Source organism: Lysobacter solisilvae, assembly GCF_016613535.2.
Lineage (GTDB): Bacteria > Pseudomonadota > Gammaproteobacteria > Xanthomonadales > Xanthomonadaceae > Agrilutibacter > Agrilutibacter solisilvae.
Genome location: NZ_CP071518.1, coordinates 3068909 through 3085377, shown reverse-complemented (window position 1 = coordinate 3085377; position 16469 = coordinate 3068909). Strand labels below are relative to the sequence as shown.

Sequence of the window (16469 nt, the reverse complement as noted above, 5' to 3'; positions counted from 1 at the left end):
GGGGCGAGGCCCCTCAATTTACTTGATCGGCGGCTTCGGGCCGATCTCTTCGGCGTCGGCCTTGTTGGCCACCACGTCGATCACCTTGCTCTTTTCGAAGTACACGGTGAAGGCGGGATAGACCCAGCGGTTGATCGTCGGCCACTGGCGCTTCTGGCCGCCACGGGGATCCATGCGCTCGGCCGGCGCGCCGAAGCGCGATTCGACCTGGGCCATGGTCTGGCCGCGGGCCGGCATGGCGGCCTTGTTTTCTTCCTGCACGCGCTCGATCAGCAGCGTGTCCGCGGAAGCGGCGCCGGCGAAGGCCAGCAGGGCGAACATCGGGACGGCGATAAAGGCTTTCATGGCAGTGGCACTCCCCAGTGGACGTGGGATTGTACGCACAAGCATGCACCCGACGGCAGCAAGAGGCCGTCACGGTTTGCGCACCTTGTCGGGCCCTTCAAGGGGCCGCAAACGCGAAAAGGCCGCCTCGCGGCGGCCTTTCATTCCACTCGCCCGATACCGGCCAAGCCGGTGGATCGGTCGCGCGGTCAGCGACGGATCAGCGCTGGCGAGCCTTGAAACGCGGGTTCGACTTGCAGATCACGAAGACCTTGCCACGACGGCGGACGACCTTGCAGTCGCGGTGACGGGCCTTCGCCGACTTCAGAGAGGACAGGACCTTCATGACAAACCTCGGACGGAAATTGGGAAAAAGAGGGGTGGGGCAAAAGTCAGCCCGCGATTCTAGCCGACATTTTGTCGTCGGATCAAGCGGTTGCGCGACGGGGTAAGAATCCGGCCAGCCCTCCGGGCTTGGGCGGGACCTGCCGGCTGGGGGCCGGACGGGGCCAAGTCGTCATAATACGGGGATGAACGATATTCCCGTACTGACGATCGACGGGCCCTCCGGTTCCGGCAAGGGCACCATCAGCCGCCTCGTGGCCCAGCGCCTGGGCTGGCATTACCTCGATTCAGGCGCCCTCTACCGCGCGGTCGGCCTGGCGGCCGGCTGGGAGGGCCTGGACTTGGATGACCACGCCGCCCTGGTGCGTTGTGCCTTCGACACCCGGATCGAGTTCCGCGAGGACGAACCCGAGCTGCGGGTCGTGGTCAACGGGGTGGACGCCACCGATGAGCTGCGGACCGAGACGGCCGGGGCCGCGGCCTCCGCCATCGCCGCCATCCCGGAGGTCCGGGCCGCCCTCAAGGACCGGCAGCGCCAGTTCCGCCAGTCCCCGGGCCTGGTCGCCGACGGCCGGGACATGGGTACGGTCATCTTCCCGGACGCCGCCCATAAGGTCTTCCTCACCGCCAGTGCGGAGGAAAGGGCCGAAAGACGCCATAAGCAGTTGATGGAAAAAGGGGTTCGCGTTACATTGAGCGGTCTGCTGCGGGAGATTCTGGCCCGCGATGCCCGTGACGCCCAGCGAGCTGTGGCGCCGCTGCGACCGGCCGATGACGCCGTCCGCATCGACACCACGGGACTGGGGATCGAAACGGTCGTCGAACAGGTGCTGGCGTTGATGCCGGCGCCCTGAGCGCTTTTTCCGCGGCAGGCTGCACCAAAAACCATTCCCGTCGCACTTGCGCGGCGGGTCCACCAACTGGCATGGCTCGTCCGTGCCGCACAACGGGTGGGTCGCCGGTCCCCGTGGACGTCAGTCCGCGTTTTTCCGCCGCGACCCGTGTGTCCAACAGAGTATTTTTCAATGACCGAATCATTTGCCGAGCTGTTTGAACAGAGCCAGACCAACCTGGCCAAGCTGAAGCCGGGCTCCATCGTCATCGGTACCGTCGTCGAGGTTCGTGGCGACGTGGTGGTGATCAATGCCGGCCTCAAGTCCGAGGGCATCGTGCCCATCGAACAGTTCCGGAACGACGCCGGCGAAATCGACGTCGGCGTGGGCGACGAAGTCAAGGTTGCCCTGGACTCCCTCGAGAACGGCTTCGGCGAGACCGTGCTGTCGCGCGAGAAGGCCAAGCGTTCGATGGTGTGGGACGAGCTGGAAGAGGCCCTGCAGGCCAACGCCACCATCACCGGCCGCATCAGCGGCAAGGTCAAGGGCGGCTTCACCGTCGACATCAAGGACGTCCGCGGCTTCCTGCCCGGTTCCCTGGTCGACGTGCGCCCGGTGCGCGACTCGTCCTACCTCGAAGGCAAGGAACTCGAGTTCAAGCTCATCAAGCTTGACCGCAAGCGCAACAACATCGTCGTCTCCCGCCGCGCGGTGGTCGAGAGCGAGCATTCGGAAGAGCGCGAGCAGCTGCTCGAGAAGCTGGTCGAAGGCGCCATCCTCAAGGGTGTCGTCAAGAACCTCACCGATTACGGTGCGTTCGTCGACCTGGGCGGCATCGACGGCCTGCTGCACATCACCGACATGGCCTGGAAGCGCGTGCGCCATCCGTCCGAAGTCGTGGAAGTCGGCGCCGAGCTGGACGTCCGCGTGCTCAAGTACGACCGCGAGCGCAACCGCGTCAGCCTGGGCCTGAAGCAGCTGGGCGAGGATCCGTGGGACAACATCGCCCGCCGCTACCCGTCCAACACCCGCGTGTTCGGCAAGGTCTCCAACGTCACCGATTACGGCGCGTTCGTCGAGATCGAGCCGGGCGTGGAAGGCCTGGTGCACGTCTCGGAAATGGACTGGACCAACAAGAACGTCAACCCGTCCAAGATCGTGCAGGTCGGCGACGAGGTTCAGGTCATGGTCCTGGACGTGGACGAGGAGCGTCGCCGCATCTCGCTGGGCATGAAGCAGGTCAGCAGCAACCCGTGGGAGACCTTCGCGGCCATCCACAAGAAGAACGACAAGGTGTCCGGCCAGATCAAGTCGATCACCGACTTCGGCATCTTCATCGGCCTGGACGGCGGCATCGACGGCCTGGTCCACCTGTCCGACATCAGCTGGAACACCACCGGCGAAGACGTCGTGCGCAACTACAAGAAGGGCGACACGCTGGAAGCCGTCGTGCTGGCAGTCGATCCGGAGCGTGAGCGCATCTCGCTGGGCGTCAAGCAGCTGGAACAGGATCCGATGGGCACCTACGTGGCGACCAACGCCAAGGGTTCCATCGTCAAGGGCATCGTGAAGGAAGTCGACGCCAAGGGCGCCACCGTGGAACTCGACGGCGGCATCGAAGGCTACATCGCCGCGCGCGACATCTCCCACGACCGCGTGGACGATGCCAGCAAGGTGTTGAAGGTCGGCGAAGAGATCGAAGCCAAGATCGTCGGTACCGACCGCAAGGGTCGCAGCATGCAGCTGTCGATCAAGGCCAAGGACCAGGCTGAGCAGGCCGAAGCCCTGGCGGACTACAACCGCGCCGCGGCGGAAGCCTCCAGCGGCACCACGAAGCTGGGCGCGCTGCTGCGCGAGCAGCTGGGCAACAAGGGCGAGTAATCGCCCCAGTTGCAAGCAGGCGCGAAGGCGGCCCGGATTCCGGGTCGCCTTCCGTTTGTAGGAATACCGTTGTCGGGAACCGCTTGGCGGCTCCTGGCAACACCGCAGGAATCGCCGTCTCGTGCGCATCCGTGCATCTGGCGACGGTGCTCCGCTCGGGGCGTGGCGCCAGCAGTGCCGGCGCCAGCAGTCACAGGCGGATTGCAAGCAGAAACTGTGGGCCCGCGCCCACGCTATGGAAGTACAGCGCACACCCATGACCAAATCCGAGTTGATCGAGATCCTTTCCCAGCGTCAGGCCCACCTGAAGGGCGATGACGTGGATCTTGCGGTCAAGGCGCTGCTGGAAATGATGGGGGGCGCGCTGTCGGGGGGCGAGCGGATCGAGATCCGCGGCTTCGGCAGCTTTTCCCTGCACTACCGTCCACCACGGCTGGGCCGTAACCCCAAGACGGGTGAGTCGGTCGCTCTGCCCGGCAAGCACGTACCGCATTTCAAGCCCGGCAAGGAGTTGCGTGAACGGGTGAGTGCCGTCACGCCGGTCGAGGAAGTCGAGTAACCCTGCCGCGGCTTGCGGCGGATCACTGCTTTCCAGCTCCTGGGGCGAGGCCGTGTGGTCTTCCGCCCTGATGATGCGTCGCATCAATCTGACGCGTCCGTTAAGCTACGCGAGACGAAGCAAGGCCAACGGGAGGCCGTGATGCGCGTGATCCGCCTGCTGGTCGCCTTCGCCTTCATCGCGCTCGGCGCCATCGTGGGCGCGCTCAACCGGCAGGAAATCGCGATCGACTTCGGCGCCATCCATCTCACCACCTCACTGGGCGTCGCCTTGCTCGTCGCGCTGCTGGTCGGTGTGATCCTGGGCGGCACGGCGATTGCCGCAAGCGTGGTTCTTCCCCTGCGACGGCAACTGGCGCGCCTGCAGCGCGTGCAGCCACCGGCTAACCACGGGCTCTGATCGATGGCCTTCATCAACGAATGGTTCTGGTTCTTCCTGCTGCTTCCAATAGCAGCGGTCAGCGGCTGGGTGATCGGCCGCCGCGGTGGCGAGCGCCACAGCGACAGCCAGGTCAGCAAGCTGTCCACCACTTATTTCCGTGGCCTGAACTACCTGCTCAACGAGCAGCCGGACAAGGCCATCGAGCTGTTCCTGCACATCGCCGAGCTCGACAAGGACACCTTCGAAACCCAGGTGGCCCTGGGGCACCTGTTCCGGCGCCGGGGCGAGGTCGATCGCGCGATCCGGCTGCACCAGGCGCTCGTGCAGCGTCCGGGGTTGAGCGATTCGCAGAAGGTCCAGGCCCTGCTGGCGCTGGGCGAGGACTACATGCGCTCGGGCCTGCTCGATCGCGCCGAGACCGTCTTCAGCGACCTGGTGGCCCTCGACATGGCGCCGATGGCGCTGCGGCACCTGATCGGCATCTACCAGTCCGAGCGCGACTGGGACAAGGCGATCGAGAACGCGCGCCGCTTCGAGGCCGCCACCGGTGAACCCATGGGCAAGCTCATCGCCCAGTTCGAATGCGAACTGGCCGAGCGCCAGCGCGCGGCGGGCGAAGTCGACTCCGCACGCGAAGCCGTCGCCCGCGCCTACGAGGCCGATGCCAACTCCGTGCGCGCGGGCGTGATCGAGGGGCGCATCGAACTGGACGCCGGCAACGAGGCCGGCGCCATCCGGGCCTTCGAACGCGTCGCCCGCAACGATCCCGACTACCTGCCCGAGATCCTTCCGCTGCTGCTGCCGTGCTACGAGCACGCCGGCGACGGCCCCGGCGCCCGTGCCTTCCTGGCCGAGATGTGCGAGCACTACCGCGGCATTTCGCCGGTGCTCGCGCTGACCCGGATGGTGGAGGCCGACGAAGGCGTTCCGGCAGCCCGCGCCTACCTGGCCCGCCAGCTGAAGGACCGGCCTTCGGTTCGCGGCGAAGCGGCGCTGATCGACCTGACGATCGCCGAGGGCGCCGACCCGCTGGCGACCCTGCACGATCTCAAGCACATCACCGACCAGCTGCTGGTCCGCAACCCCAGCTATCGCTGCACCCGTTGCGGGTTCGGCGCACGCAGCCACCACTGGCAGTGCCCGAGCTGCAAGGAATGGGGAACGGTCAAGCCGCTACTGAACTACGCAGTGGTCTGACTGCATGGTGCTCTGGTGGTTGCTGCACTTCATCATCGCGGCCGCCGGCACGTGGCTGGCGCGACGCTACGCGCTCCATCGCGAACTGATCGACCAACCCGGCGAACGCCGCAGCCACGCGGTGCCTACTCCCCGGGGCGGCGGCGCTGCGATCGTGGTGGCGCTGATGGTGGCCGCGGCCGCGCTGGCCTGGCGCCAGCCGCAGCACATCGTGCTGCTGACGGCTTTCGTCATCGGCCTGATGCTGGTCGCCGGCGTGGGCCTGATCGATGACCATCGTCCACTCTCGCCCTGGCTGCGGCTGGGCGTGCAGGCCATCGCGGCCAGCATCCTGGCCGTTGGCGCCGCCGGGACTTGGGGCGACCTGCGGATCGCGGTTCTTGCGTTCGTGGCTGTGATGGTGCTCACCAACGTCTGGAACTTCATGGATGGCATCAATGGCCTGGCCGCTTCGCAGGCCGCCCTGGCCGCATGGGCGCTGGGCGCCATGGCCGGTGGGGCCTGGGCGTTGCTCGGGCTGGCGCTGTGCGCAGCCTGCCTGGGCTTCCTTCCCTTCAATTTTCCACGCGCCAGGATCTTCCTCGGCGACGTCGGCAGTGGCTCGCTGGGCTTCGTCCTGGCGACCCTGGTGACAGCCGCTTTGGCAGCGGCGCCCGCAAACGGATGGCTGCTGCTGTTGCCGCTGTCGGCCTTCCTGGTCGACGCCTCCCTGACGCTGATTCGGCGGATGGCGCGTCGTGAACGCTGGTGGACCCCGCATACCCAGCACGCCTACCAGCGCTGGGCCGCAGCCGCCGGTACTCACACTATCGTGACATTGGCTTACGCAGGCTGGACCGCGGTCGCCTGCCTGCTGGCAGTGGGCCTTGCGACGAACGGGACGGGGAGGGGAGCCTTGGTCCTTGGGTGGGTCATGGTGGCTACGGCCGCCTGGGGCTGGCTGCAGTATCGAGGGCCGGGGCGACAGGCTACGCTGGGCACCAATCTGGAAAAGGACAGGGAATGAGTTCCTGGCTTGAGCGGTGGAAGAACACCTTGCCGCGGCAGGCAGTGGTCACCCATGACCTGCTGATGGTCTGGGTGGTGTGGCAGGGGCTTCACCGGCTGCGCTGGGGCATCGTCGCCAACCCGCCGGAACTGCCGCTGTGGTCGACGGAGGTCGCCCTGGTCCTGGCGGCGCAGGGACTGGTGTTCTGGCAGATCGGCCTGTATCGCGGCCTCTGGCGCTTCGCCAGCGTTCCCGACCTGTGGAACATCTCCAAGGCCTGTCTGCTCGGTCTGTTCGCGATCGGACTGGCGCTATTCCTCTATAACCGGCTCGACATGGTCCCCCGGACCGTGCTCGTGCTGTATCCGATGCTGCTCATGGCGTTGCTGGGCGCACCCCGCCTGGCCTATCGCGCCTGGAAGGACAGCAGGCTGGAAAACCGCGACCGGTCCTCGAACGTCCGGACCCTGATCCTGGGCGCCGGGCGCGCGGGCGAGGCCCTGGTGCGCGACCTGCGTCGCGTGGGGACCTACCATCCGGTGGGATTCCTGGACGACGCCGGCGTGCTCCGCGGCAGCAAGGTGCAGGGCGTGCCCGTGCTCGGCAAGGTCCAGGAAGTGGCGGAGATCGCCCGTGAGACGGCGGCCAAGCTGCTGGTCATCGCCATGCCTTCGGCTGATGCCAGCCAGATGCAGCGCGTGCTGGCGGCCTGCGAGCGCACCGGGCTGCCCTTCCGCATGGTCCCCCGACTGCAGGACGTCCTGGAAGGGCGTTCGCTGCCGGGTGAACTGAAGGAAGTCGCGATCGAGGACCTGCTCGGGCGCAAGCCGGTGCTGCCGGACTGGAAGTCGATCCGTGGCTGGCTGGGCGCGCGCACCGTGCTGGTGACGGGCGCCGGCGGTTCGATCGGTTCGGAGCTGTGCCGTCAGTGCGCCCGCCATGGTGCCCGGCACATCGCGCTGGTGGAGACCGACGAGATCGCCCTCACCACGATCGAAGCCCTGTTGCGGCGGGACTTCCCCGACCTGGAATACACCCCGATCCTGGGCGATTGCGGCGACCCGGCGGTGATCAACCACGCCCTGCGCCTGGCCGAACCCGACGCCGTCTTCCACGCCGCGGCCTACAAGCAGGTGCCGCTGCTGGAGTCCCAGCTGCGTGCCGCCATCCGCAACAACGTGCTGGCGACCGACACGGTCGCGCGGGCCTGCCGTGAGCACGGCGTGGGCACGTTCGTGCTGATCTCGACCGACAAGGCGGTCGATCCCGTCAATGTGCTGGGCGCCACCAAGCGGCTGGCGGAAATGTCCTGCCAGTCGCTGGCCGACCACCGCTCGACCCGGTTCGTCACCGTGCGTTTCGGCAACGTGCTCGACTCGGCCGGCAGCGTGGTGCCGCTGTTCCGCGAGCAGATCCGTACCGGCGGTCCGGTGACGGTGACCGACCCCGAGGTCACGCGCTTCTTCATGACGATCCCCGAAGCCTGTCAGCTGATCCTGCAGGCCTCGGCGATCGGGACCCACGAAGCCATCTACACCCTCGACATGGGCGAGCCGGTGCCGATCCGCCTGCTGGCCGAGCAGATGATCCGCCTGGCCGGCAAGCAGCCCGGCCGCGACATCGCCATCGTCTTCACCGGGCTGCGTCCCGGCGAGAAGCTGCACGAAACGCTCTTCCATGCCGACGAGCGCTACCGCCCCACGGCCCACCCCAAGATCCTGCAGGCCGAACCGCGCCAGGTCTCGGCGCTCAACATCGAGAGCTCGGTCGGGCAGCTGCGCGAGGCGGCCTCGCGATTCGACAACGAGGCGCTGGCATCGCTGCTGCGTGCCGCGGTGCCCGAATTCGAACCCGTCGGCGTGCATGCGCCGCCGCGTGAAGCCGCTACAGTGGTGGCATTCCCCACCCGTAACATCAGGAAGGTTTGATGTCCGCTGGTTCCAAACCACACGGCCGCATCCGTACGGCCGTCTTTCCCGTCGCCGGCCTCGGCACCCGCTTCCTCCCCGCCACCAAGACCGTCCCCAAGGAAATGCTGCCGATCATCGACCGGCCGCTGATCCAGTACGCGGTGGACGAGGCGGTGGAAGCCGGCTGCGAGACCCTGGTCTTCGTCACCAACCGCTACAAGCATGCGGTGGCCGACTACTTCGACAAGGCCTACGAGCTCGAACAGAAGCTCGAGCGCGCCGGCAAGACCGAACAGCTGGACCTGATCCGCAACGTGCTGCCGCCCCACGTGCGAGCCGTGTTCGTCACCCAGGCCGAGGCGCTGGGCCTGGGGCATGCGGTCCTGTGCGCCAAGCCGATCGTCGGCGACCAGCCCTTCGCCGTGCTGCTGCCGGACGATCTGATCTGGAACCGCGGCCCGGGCGCGCTCAAGCAGATGGCCGACCTGGCGCAGGCCTCAGGGGCCAGTGTCGTGGCCGTCCAGGACGTCCCGCGCGAACAGACCAGCAGCTACGGCATCGTCGCCACCGAATCCTTCAGTGAACGCCAGGGTCGGATCACCGCGATCGTGGAAAAGCCCAAGCCCGAGGTCGCGCCCAGCACCCTGGCCGTGGTCGGGCGCTACGTGTTGAGCCCGCGCATCTTCGAGTTGCTGGAATCCACCGCGCCCGGTGCCGGCGGCGAGATCCAGCTGACCGATGCCATCGCCGCGCTGCTCACCCGCGAGACGGTCAACGCCTACCGTTTCCGCGGCACGCGTTTCGACTGCGGTACGCACATCGGCCTGGTGGAAGCCACCATCCGCTTCGCGCTCGACCATGAAGCACTCAGTGATTCAGCGCGCAAGATGATGCAGAGCGCATTGGACGAACTGGGCGTCGAGGACCTGGAGTAGGGGCGCACGCAGGAACCGCGTGGCCGGGGCGACTTACCGGAAGTACCACCACGCCCACGCGGCCCATCCGAGCAGCAGCCCGGCCAGGGCCAGGGCCGCCCCGCTGGCCATGCGCACGCGGCTCGCCCAGGCGCGTGCCGCGGGGCCGCGCAGCACGCGCACATCGCGCAGCGTCTTGAGGTCGGCCGGCGGGAAGCGTTCCTCGCTCATCGCCGCCCGCGCCAGGCGGCGCAGGTTCACTGAAAGGCCGATGGCCGGCACCGCCATGGCCACGCCCAATCCGGAAAGCAGCATCCGCACCCAGTACCGCACCGACTGCGGGTCGCGACCATCCAGCTGGCTTCCCAGCGAATCCAGCCAGTGCTGCAACTGCCACAGCAGCACGCCGCACATGATCATGACCGCAGCCAGCAACCACAGGCTGCGCGTGCGATAGGCTTTGTCTGCGTGATGGACTTCCACGGCGTTTCTCCCCGGAGCGCCCCACATCAAACCCTTCGGCCCCGCGGCATGTCCATACCTCCCGTCAGCTATTACCGCGCAACCGTCCCGGAAGTGCCGCCTGCACCACCCCTGCGGGGGCGGCGGGAGGCCCAGGTCTGCATCATTGGCGGAGGTTTCGCCGGGCTGAATACCGCCCTGGGCCTGGCCGAGCGAGGCATGCGCGAAGTGGCGGTGCTGGAGTCCGAAGCGGTCGGACACGGCGCCTCGGGCCGCAACGGGGGCTTCGTCTTCGGTGGCTTCTCGCGCGGAGAAGAAGCGCTGCTGCGTGAGCTGGGCCCCGAGCGCGCGGTGCCGCTGTACCGCGGGACGACCGACGCCGTGCGCCTGATCCGTCGTCGCGTCGACGAATATGCGATCGACTGCGACGTCAGCGACTCGGGCATCATCTGGGCCAACTGGTTCCGCGACCAGCAGGTCCTGCTCGATCGCCAGCGACTGCTGGCCCAGCACTACGACGAGCACTGGCAATGGTTGCCGCAGGATTCGTTGCGCGAACGGCTCCGCACCACGCGCTATCACGACGGCCTGTTCGAAGCGCAGGCCTTCCATTTCCATCCGCTGAAATATGCCCGCGGCATCGCGGCCGCCGCGCAGGCGCGGGGCGTCACGGTGCATGAAGCCAGCCCGGCCATCGCGCTGGAACGCGTCGGCGCGGGCTGGCGGGTGCGCACGCCGGAAGGCGAAATCGACGCGGCACACGTGGTGCTCGCCTGCGGCGGCTACCTGGCGCGACTGCACGCGCGTGTGGACGCGGGCGTGCTGCCCATCGCTACCTATGTGATGGTGACCCAGCCGCTGGGTGCGCGCCTGGGCGAGGCGATGACGACGCAGGCGGCCGTCTACGACACCCGCTTCGCGTTCGACTACTACCGTCCGCTGCCCGACACCCGGCTGCTGTGGGGCGGGCGGATCTCCATCCTCGACCGCTCGCCACGCGCGGTCGAACGCCTGCTCTACGGCGACCTGCTGAAGGTGTTCCCGCAGCTGGACGGCATCGCGGTCGACTATGCGTGGTCGGGCCTGATGAGCTATGCGCGCCACCAGATGCCGCAGATCGGCCGGATCGACGACGGCTTGTGGCTGGCGCAGGCCTTCGGCGGGCACGGGGTCGCCCCGACCACGTTCGCCGGCGAAGTGCTGGCCTCGGCGATCGCGCAGGGCGACACCCGCTGGCGCGAGTTTGCCGACTTTGGCCTCGTGTCCGCGCTCAAGCCCGCCGGTTTCCTCGGCGCGCAGCTGAGCTACTGGTGGGCGGAGGCGCGCGACGCCTGGAAAGCCGCGCGGGAAGGGCATTCCTAGCGGAAAAAGGCGGTGCTAGGATTCGGATGACTTCGCTGGGGAGCGAAGCCGCAACGAGGAGCCGCGCGCTCCTCGTTCCGTATCTGGCGTTCGCGCCGTTTGATTTGCTTGACAGGGGAAGCAGATGGAATCGATCTACCCCGCCGGACCTTCGGCGGTACCAGAGCGCCTGACCGAACCGTCGGCCAGTTACCGCCGCCACGCCTGGCTGGCCATGACGGGCCTGATGGCGTTCATCGCGGGCTATTTCGGATTGCTGGCCTGGTTTGCGTCCACGGCCTGGCGGATGTTCCAGGGACTGGCCACGCAGGGGGCCGACGACAACGTCCTGTTCCGCATTGTGGGCGGCCTCTGCGCGGCCTTCCTGGCGATCTTCATGCTGAAGGCGCTGGTGTTCGTGCAGCGGCGCAAGGCGTCTTCCGACGACTTGGAACTGACGCCCGGCGAGCAGCCCGAACTGTTCGCCTTCCTGCACCGGCTGGCGGACGACGCCGGCGCGCCGCGCCCGCATCGGGTCTACCTGTCGCCGCGCGTCAATGCGGCGGTGTTCTACGACCTTTCCGTAGTCAACCTGATCCTGCCGTCGCGGAAGAACCTGGAAATCGGCCTGGGCCTGATGAACGTGCTCAACCTGGGCGAGTTCAAGGCCGTGCTGGCGCACGAGTTCGGGCATTTCGCCCAGCGCACGATGGCGGTCGGCCGCTGGGTCTACATCGCCCAGCAGGTGGCCGCGCACATCATCTCGCGGCGAGACGCCCTGGATACGCTGCTGCAGACGCTGTCGCGCGTCGACTTCCGCGTGGCGTGGATCGGCTGGCTGCTGCAGATCGTGGTGTGGTCGATCCGTTCGCTGGTGGAGCTGCTGTTCCGGGTGGTCGTGCTGGCCCAGCGCGCGCTCTCGCGCGAAATGGAGTACCAGGCAGACCTGGTGGCCGCGTCGCTCACCGGCAGCGATGCGCTCGTGCATTCGCTGCACCGCCTGGGCGGCGCCGATGATGCATGGGATCGCGCGGTGGGGTTCGCCGCCGCCGAGGCGGGAGCCCAGCGTCCGGTGAAGGACGTGTTCGCCATCCAGACCCGCGTCCTCGACCACCTGCGGGTGATCTTTGCCGACGCGAGCCTGGGCCAGTCGCCCGCGCCCGCGGGAGCCCAGCCGGAACAGCACCGCGTGTTCGGCAAGGAGCTCGCAAGGCCGCCGCAGATGTGGTCGACGCATCCGGCCAACGCCGATCGCGAGGAGAACGTCAAGCGCCGGTACATCGCCGCCTCGATCGACACGCGCCCGGCGCTGGTGCTGCTGCGCGATGCCGATGCCCTGAAGGCGCGGATCTCGCGCCAGCTGTTCACGGGCGAGCTCCCGCCGGCCGTCGCCATCGAGGACTCGCTGGCGCGACTCGACGAGGAGTTCTCCCGTCGCTCGCTGCACCAGCGCTATCGCGGCACCTACCTGGGACGCATGCCGTTCCGCGAGCATGAGCACCTGGACGAGGTCTACGCCGCCCCGGGCGTGGTGACCGACCTGCATTCCCAGATCGCCGCGCTCTATCCGGCCGAGCATGGCGACCGCCTGGAGCAGCTGCGCGAGCTCGAACAGGCGCGCAGCACGCTGCAGGCCGTCCAGGACGGCTACCTCACGCCATCGGGGGGCGTCGTGCACTGGCGTGGCGCCGACGTCTCGCGGCGGGAGGTGCCCCGCGTGCTCGAACAGATCAAGCGCGACGCCGCTGCGCTCAAGCAGCAGGTGCTCGAGCACGACCGCCAATGCCGGCACCTGCACGTGCTCGCGGCCGGCCGCCTGGGCGGGGAGTGGGAGGCCTATCTACGCAGCCTGGCGGCGGTGCTGCATTACGCCGAGCACAGCGAGGCCAATCTGCGCGACGCGCATGGCTTGCTGATCAACACCTACACGGTGGTCACGGCCGATCGCAACGTCAGCAGCAACGAACTGCGCCGGCTGGTGAACGCCGCCAACGAGGTCCATCGCGCCTTGTCGCCGTTGTACCGCAACAGCCCGCAGCTGACCCTGGACGAGCGCACCGCGACAAGGCTGGGCACGACGTGGTCCGATGCACTGGGGGCGTTTTCGCTCTCGGCTCCGAACCAGGACAACATCGGCCAGTGGCTGGGCGTCGTCGACGGCTGGGTCAACGCCACGACCTCGGCGCTGTCGGCCCTGCGTCGCGCCGCGCTCGAAACCCTGCTCGAGGCGGAGGACGAAGTGGCCGCGGCAGTGAGTCATTCGGCTTCGGTCGGGCCCGCGCCCGCCGCGCTGAAGGTCCCCACCGAATTCCCGCGCCTGCGTCCGGGCATGGAGCGCAAGCTGCAGAACCGGCTGGGTTGGTGGGACCGGTTCCAGACCGCCGAAGGGGTCGGGCCGACGCTCGCCCGCGTGGTGGCGGCGGGCGGCGTCGTCGGGGCTGTGGTGTTCGCCGGCAGCGCGTTCGGAAAGAGCGAGCTGGTGATCTTCAACGGACTGGACGTGCCGGTGCAGATCGCGGTGGACGGCAGCACGATCGACGTGGCGGCGCAGCAGCATGCCTCGCTGTCGCTGGACGGCGACGGCGACCATGACGTCCGCACCGCGACCGTTGACGGCGCCGTGGTCGAGACGTTCACCGCCACGACCGACGGCGCCGCGCATTACGTCTACAACGTCGCCAGCGCGGCATCGCTGGTGGAATGGACCGCCAGCTATGGCAGCGCCGGCGGACGTTCGGAACGCATGCTCGGCGTGCCGCGCTGGTCCCAGACCGACGCGGAATACCTCTTCGTCGATCCGCCGCAGCAGATCCAGACCGGGCGCAACGGCGGGACGCGCTCGGTTCTCAGCGCGCTGGCCGATCCCAACGCGGTGATGTCCACCGTCAACGCTCCCGAGGAACAGGCCCGGGTTGCCCAGGCCCACCTGCGCTGGGATCCGAGCGATTCGCGCTCGCTCGCACTGTGGATGTGGCGCGCCCAGCCGCTGCCCGGGTTCGACGCGCTCCTCGCGCAGCGCCTCGAGCGCCATCCCGGCGAAGTGCTGACCCTGCGCATGCAGCAGGATGCGAGCAAGGGCGCGGCGCACGAACGCGTGTGCGCCGACCAGCGGGCGATGGCGGAGCGCAATGCCGACAACGCCGACCTGCAGTACCTGGCCATCCGCTGCATGCCCGACGGCGCGCAGCAGGATGCGGCCTTCCTGGCGGCCCACACCCGATGGCCGGACAACGGCTGGCTGCAACTCGCGGCCGGCTACGTTGCGGCCGAGCGCCAGCAGTGGGACCAGGCGAGCACGTTGTGGACCGGCGCCACCCAGCGCCTGCCTGCGGCGGGTGAATGGATCGGGCTCGACCTGGCCCGCGTGCGTCGCATGGCCCAGGGCAGCGACACGGCGGTGGCGGACCTCGCCCAGGTGTCCTCCATGCTCCGGCAGATGCTCCTGCTGGAAGCGGGCACGGGCGAGGACACGCCGTACGCCGCGTACGCATCGCTGGCCAAGGGCGACCTGGTCACGGGCCTGAAGCAGTCGGCGGACAGCGAAGTCGAGGAGGACGTCGTCCACCTGGTTGCGGCGTCCGATGGCGCTCCGGACGACGTGGTCGCGCGCTCAGTGCGCACGCCGCCGGGCCAGGACGCCAGCGAGTCGGTCGCGTTCCTTGCGCTCGCCGTGGCCGCCCGCGAAGGCGCCGACACCTCGGCGCTGCGCGCCAGGCTTGCCGCCAGTGAGGACGAAGATGCCGGCGCCGTCCTGCGCTTCTTCGACCAGGTCCGCTCCGGCGGAGGCGAACAGGCCGCGGAGCAGGCCCTGGGCGACGTGAGTCCGCGGGCGCGCGGCACGGCCTACGCCATGGCCGCGGTCCTGCGGGGCCAGCGTTGCCCGGCGCAATGGCGCGAGGCTGCGCGGCGTCTGCTGTTCGTGATGGAGCGGCCGTATCTGGGGTGACGCTTGCGGGCGCTGGCCCGGGCGACAGGTGACATGAAAAAAGGCCGGCCCCAAGGGGTCGGCCTTTTTCATTTCTGGCGGGATCGATCCATCAGCTTGCGGTTCTGACCACGCGATCAGATCCGCCGGTCCGCCCGACCGATCGCGCTGCCCGGCTTACAACGCCTCGAAGATCCCCGCTGCACCCATGCCGGTGCCGATGCACATCGTCACCATGCCGTACTTCTGCTGCCGGCGACGCAGGCCGTGCACGATCGTCGCGGTGCGCACCGCACCGGTCGCGCCGAGCGGATGGCCCAGCGCGATGGCGCCGCCCAGCGGATTGACCTTGGACGGGTCGAGCTCGCAGTCGCGGATCACCGCCAGCGCCTGCGCGGCGAAGGCCTCGTTGAGCTCGATCCAGTCCAGCTGGTCGCGGGTGAGGCCGGCCTGCTTGAGCGCCTTGGGAATGGCCGCGATCGGGCCGATGCCCATCACGTCCGGGCGCACGCCCGCCACCGAGAAGCTCACCAGCCGGGCGAGCGGGGTGAGGCCGTAGTCCTTGATCGCCTGCTCGGAGGCCAGCAGCACCGCGGCCGCGCCGTCGGACATCTGCGAGCTGTTGCCGGCCGTCACCGTGCCGCCGAACTGGCCGTTGCGGAACACCGGCCTGAGCTTGGAAAGGCCCTCCAGCGAGGTGTCCGGACGCGGGCCCTCATCGATCTCGACCAGCGATTTCTTCAGGCGGACGGTATTGCCGGCCGGGTCGGGCAGGCGGGCGATGACCTCGAAGGGTGAGATCTCCGCCGCGAATTCGCCGGCCTGGATGGCGGCGATCGCCTTCTGGTGCGAAGCGAGCGCGAACGCGTCCTGGTCCTCGCGCGACACCTTCCATTCCTCGGCGACCTTCTCGGCCGTGATGCCCATGCCGTAGGCGATGGCGACATTCTCGTTGTTGGCGAAGACGCTCGGGCTGAGCGCCACCTTGTTGCCCATCATCGGCACCATCGACATCGACTCGGTGCCGCCGGCGAGCATCAGGTCGGCATTGCCCAGGCGGATCTGGTCGGCGGCCAGCGCCACCGACTGCAGGCCCGAGGAGCAGAAGCGGTTGATGGTCTGCGCGGCGACCGAATGCGGCAGGCCGGCCAGCAGCACGCCGATGCGCGCCACGTTCATGCCCTGCTCGCCCTCGGGCATGGCGCAGCCGATGATCGCGTCATCGATGCGGGCCAGGTCGATGCCTGGCGCCTGGGCGACGACGCTGCGCAGCACGTGCGCGAGCATGTCGTCGGGACGGGTGTTGCGGAACGCGCCGCGCGGCGCCTTGCCCACTGGGGTGCGGGTGGCGGCGACGATGTAGGCGTCCTGGATCTGCTTGGTCATGTTGGCGTCTCGAAAAGCGGGTA

14 protein-coding genes are annotated in these 16469 nt (G+C 68.3%); 10 read left to right on the top strand and 4 right to left on the bottom strand.

Annotated elements, in window-relative coordinates; all coding sequences use genetic code 11:
* Nucleotides 1–18: 18 nt before the first annotated feature.
* The gene (locus I8J32_RS13515) at nt 19–345 is read right to left on the bottom strand and encodes a hypothetical protein (protein WP_200616480.1); all 327 of its coding nucleotides are present in this window, start codon (nt 343–345) and stop codon (nt 19–21) included.
* 199 nt (nt 346–544) lie between these two features.
* A complete protein-coding gene (ykgO, locus tag I8J32_RS13510) occupies nt 545–670 on the bottom strand; it encodes a type B 50S ribosomal protein L36 (protein ID WP_010342887.1) in 126 nt (41 codons plus the stop codon).
* A 184-nt stretch (nt 671–854) separates the two neighbouring features.
* Here ykgO and cmk point away from each other — a divergent pair, with 184 nt between their 5' ends.
* From cmk to galU, 8 genes are all read left to right on the top strand, one after another.
* Nucleotides 855–1523, top strand: coding sequence for a (d)CMP kinase (cmk, locus tag I8J32_RS13505; RefSeq protein ID WP_200616479.1), 669 nt, complete (start codon nt 855–857; stop codon nt 1521–1523).
* Nucleotides 1524–1694: 171 nt separating this feature from the next.
* Nucleotides 1695–3383 carry a 30S ribosomal protein S1 gene (gene rpsA, locus I8J32_RS13500; protein WP_200616478.1) on the top strand — a complete coding sequence of 563 codons (1689 nt, stop codon included), beginning with the start codon at nt 1695–1697 and terminating at the stop codon, nt 3381–3383.
* 256 nt (nt 3384–3639) lie between these two features.
* On the top strand, nt 3640–3942 hold the full coding sequence (locus I8J32_RS13495) for an integration host factor subunit beta (protein WP_245156335.1): 303 nt from the start codon (nt 3640–3642) through the stop codon (nt 3940–3942).
* Nucleotides 3943–4083: 141 nt separating this feature from the next.
* On the top strand, nt 4084–4341 hold the full coding sequence (locus tag I8J32_RS13490; protein ID WP_200616476.1) for a lipopolysaccharide assembly protein LapA domain-containing protein: 258 nt from the start codon (nt 4084–4086) through the stop codon (nt 4339–4341).
* A gap of 3 nt (nt 4342–4344) precedes the next feature.
* Entirely contained in the window at nt 4345–5520 is a 1176-nt protein-coding gene (gene lapB, locus I8J32_RS13485; RefSeq protein WP_200616474.1) for a lipopolysaccharide assembly protein LapB, read from the top strand.
* 4 nt (nt 5521–5524) lie between these two features.
* Entirely contained in the window at nt 5525–6526 is a 1002-nt protein-coding gene (locus I8J32_RS13480) for an MraY family glycosyltransferase (protein WP_200616473.1), read from the top strand.
* The gene (locus I8J32_RS13475; RefSeq protein ID WP_245156334.1) at nt 6523–8436 is read left to right on the top strand and encodes a polysaccharide biosynthesis protein; all 1914 of its coding nucleotides are present in this window, start codon (nt 6523–6525) and stop codon (nt 8434–8436) included. Before I8J32_RS13480 ends, I8J32_RS13475 begins: the two co-directional genes overlap by 4 nt.
* Entirely contained in the window at nt 8436–9353 is a 918-nt protein-coding gene (galU, locus tag I8J32_RS13470) for a UTP--glucose-1-phosphate uridylyltransferase GalU (RefSeq protein WP_207526616.1), read from the top strand. The genes I8J32_RS13475 and galU overlap by 1 nt, the downstream gene beginning before the upstream one ends.
* Nucleotides 9354–9386: 33 nt before the next feature.
* On the opposite strand, the gene I8J32_RS13465 is transcribed toward galU, so the two are convergent.
* Nucleotides 9387–9815 carry a hypothetical protein gene (locus I8J32_RS13465; protein ID WP_200616470.1) on the bottom strand — a complete coding sequence of 143 codons (429 nt, stop codon included), beginning with the start codon at nt 9813–9815 and terminating at the stop codon, nt 9387–9389.
* A gap of 48 nt (nt 9816–9863) precedes the next feature.
* On the opposite strand from I8J32_RS13465, the gene I8J32_RS13460 reads away from it, so the two are divergent.
* Nucleotides 9864–11156 (top strand): NAD(P)/FAD-dependent oxidoreductase, encoded by a 1293-nt coding sequence (locus tag I8J32_RS13460; protein WP_200616468.1) that lies wholly within the window; start codon nt 9864–9866, stop codon nt 11154–11156.
* 124 nt (nt 11157–11280) lie between these two features.
* Nucleotides 11281–15081, top strand: coding sequence for a M48 family metallopeptidase (locus tag I8J32_RS13455; protein ID WP_200616466.1), 3801 nt, complete (start codon nt 11281–11283; stop codon nt 15079–15081).
* A gap of 156 nt (nt 15082–15237) precedes the next feature.
* Here the strand turns inward: I8J32_RS13455 and I8J32_RS13450 are convergent, their stop codons facing one another.
* Nucleotides 15238–16446 carry an acetyl-CoA C-acyltransferase gene (locus I8J32_RS13450; RefSeq protein WP_200616465.1) on the bottom strand — a complete coding sequence of 403 codons (1209 nt, stop codon included), beginning with the start codon at nt 16444–16446 and terminating at the stop codon, nt 15238–15240.
* Nucleotides 16447–16469 lie beyond the last annotated feature (23 nt).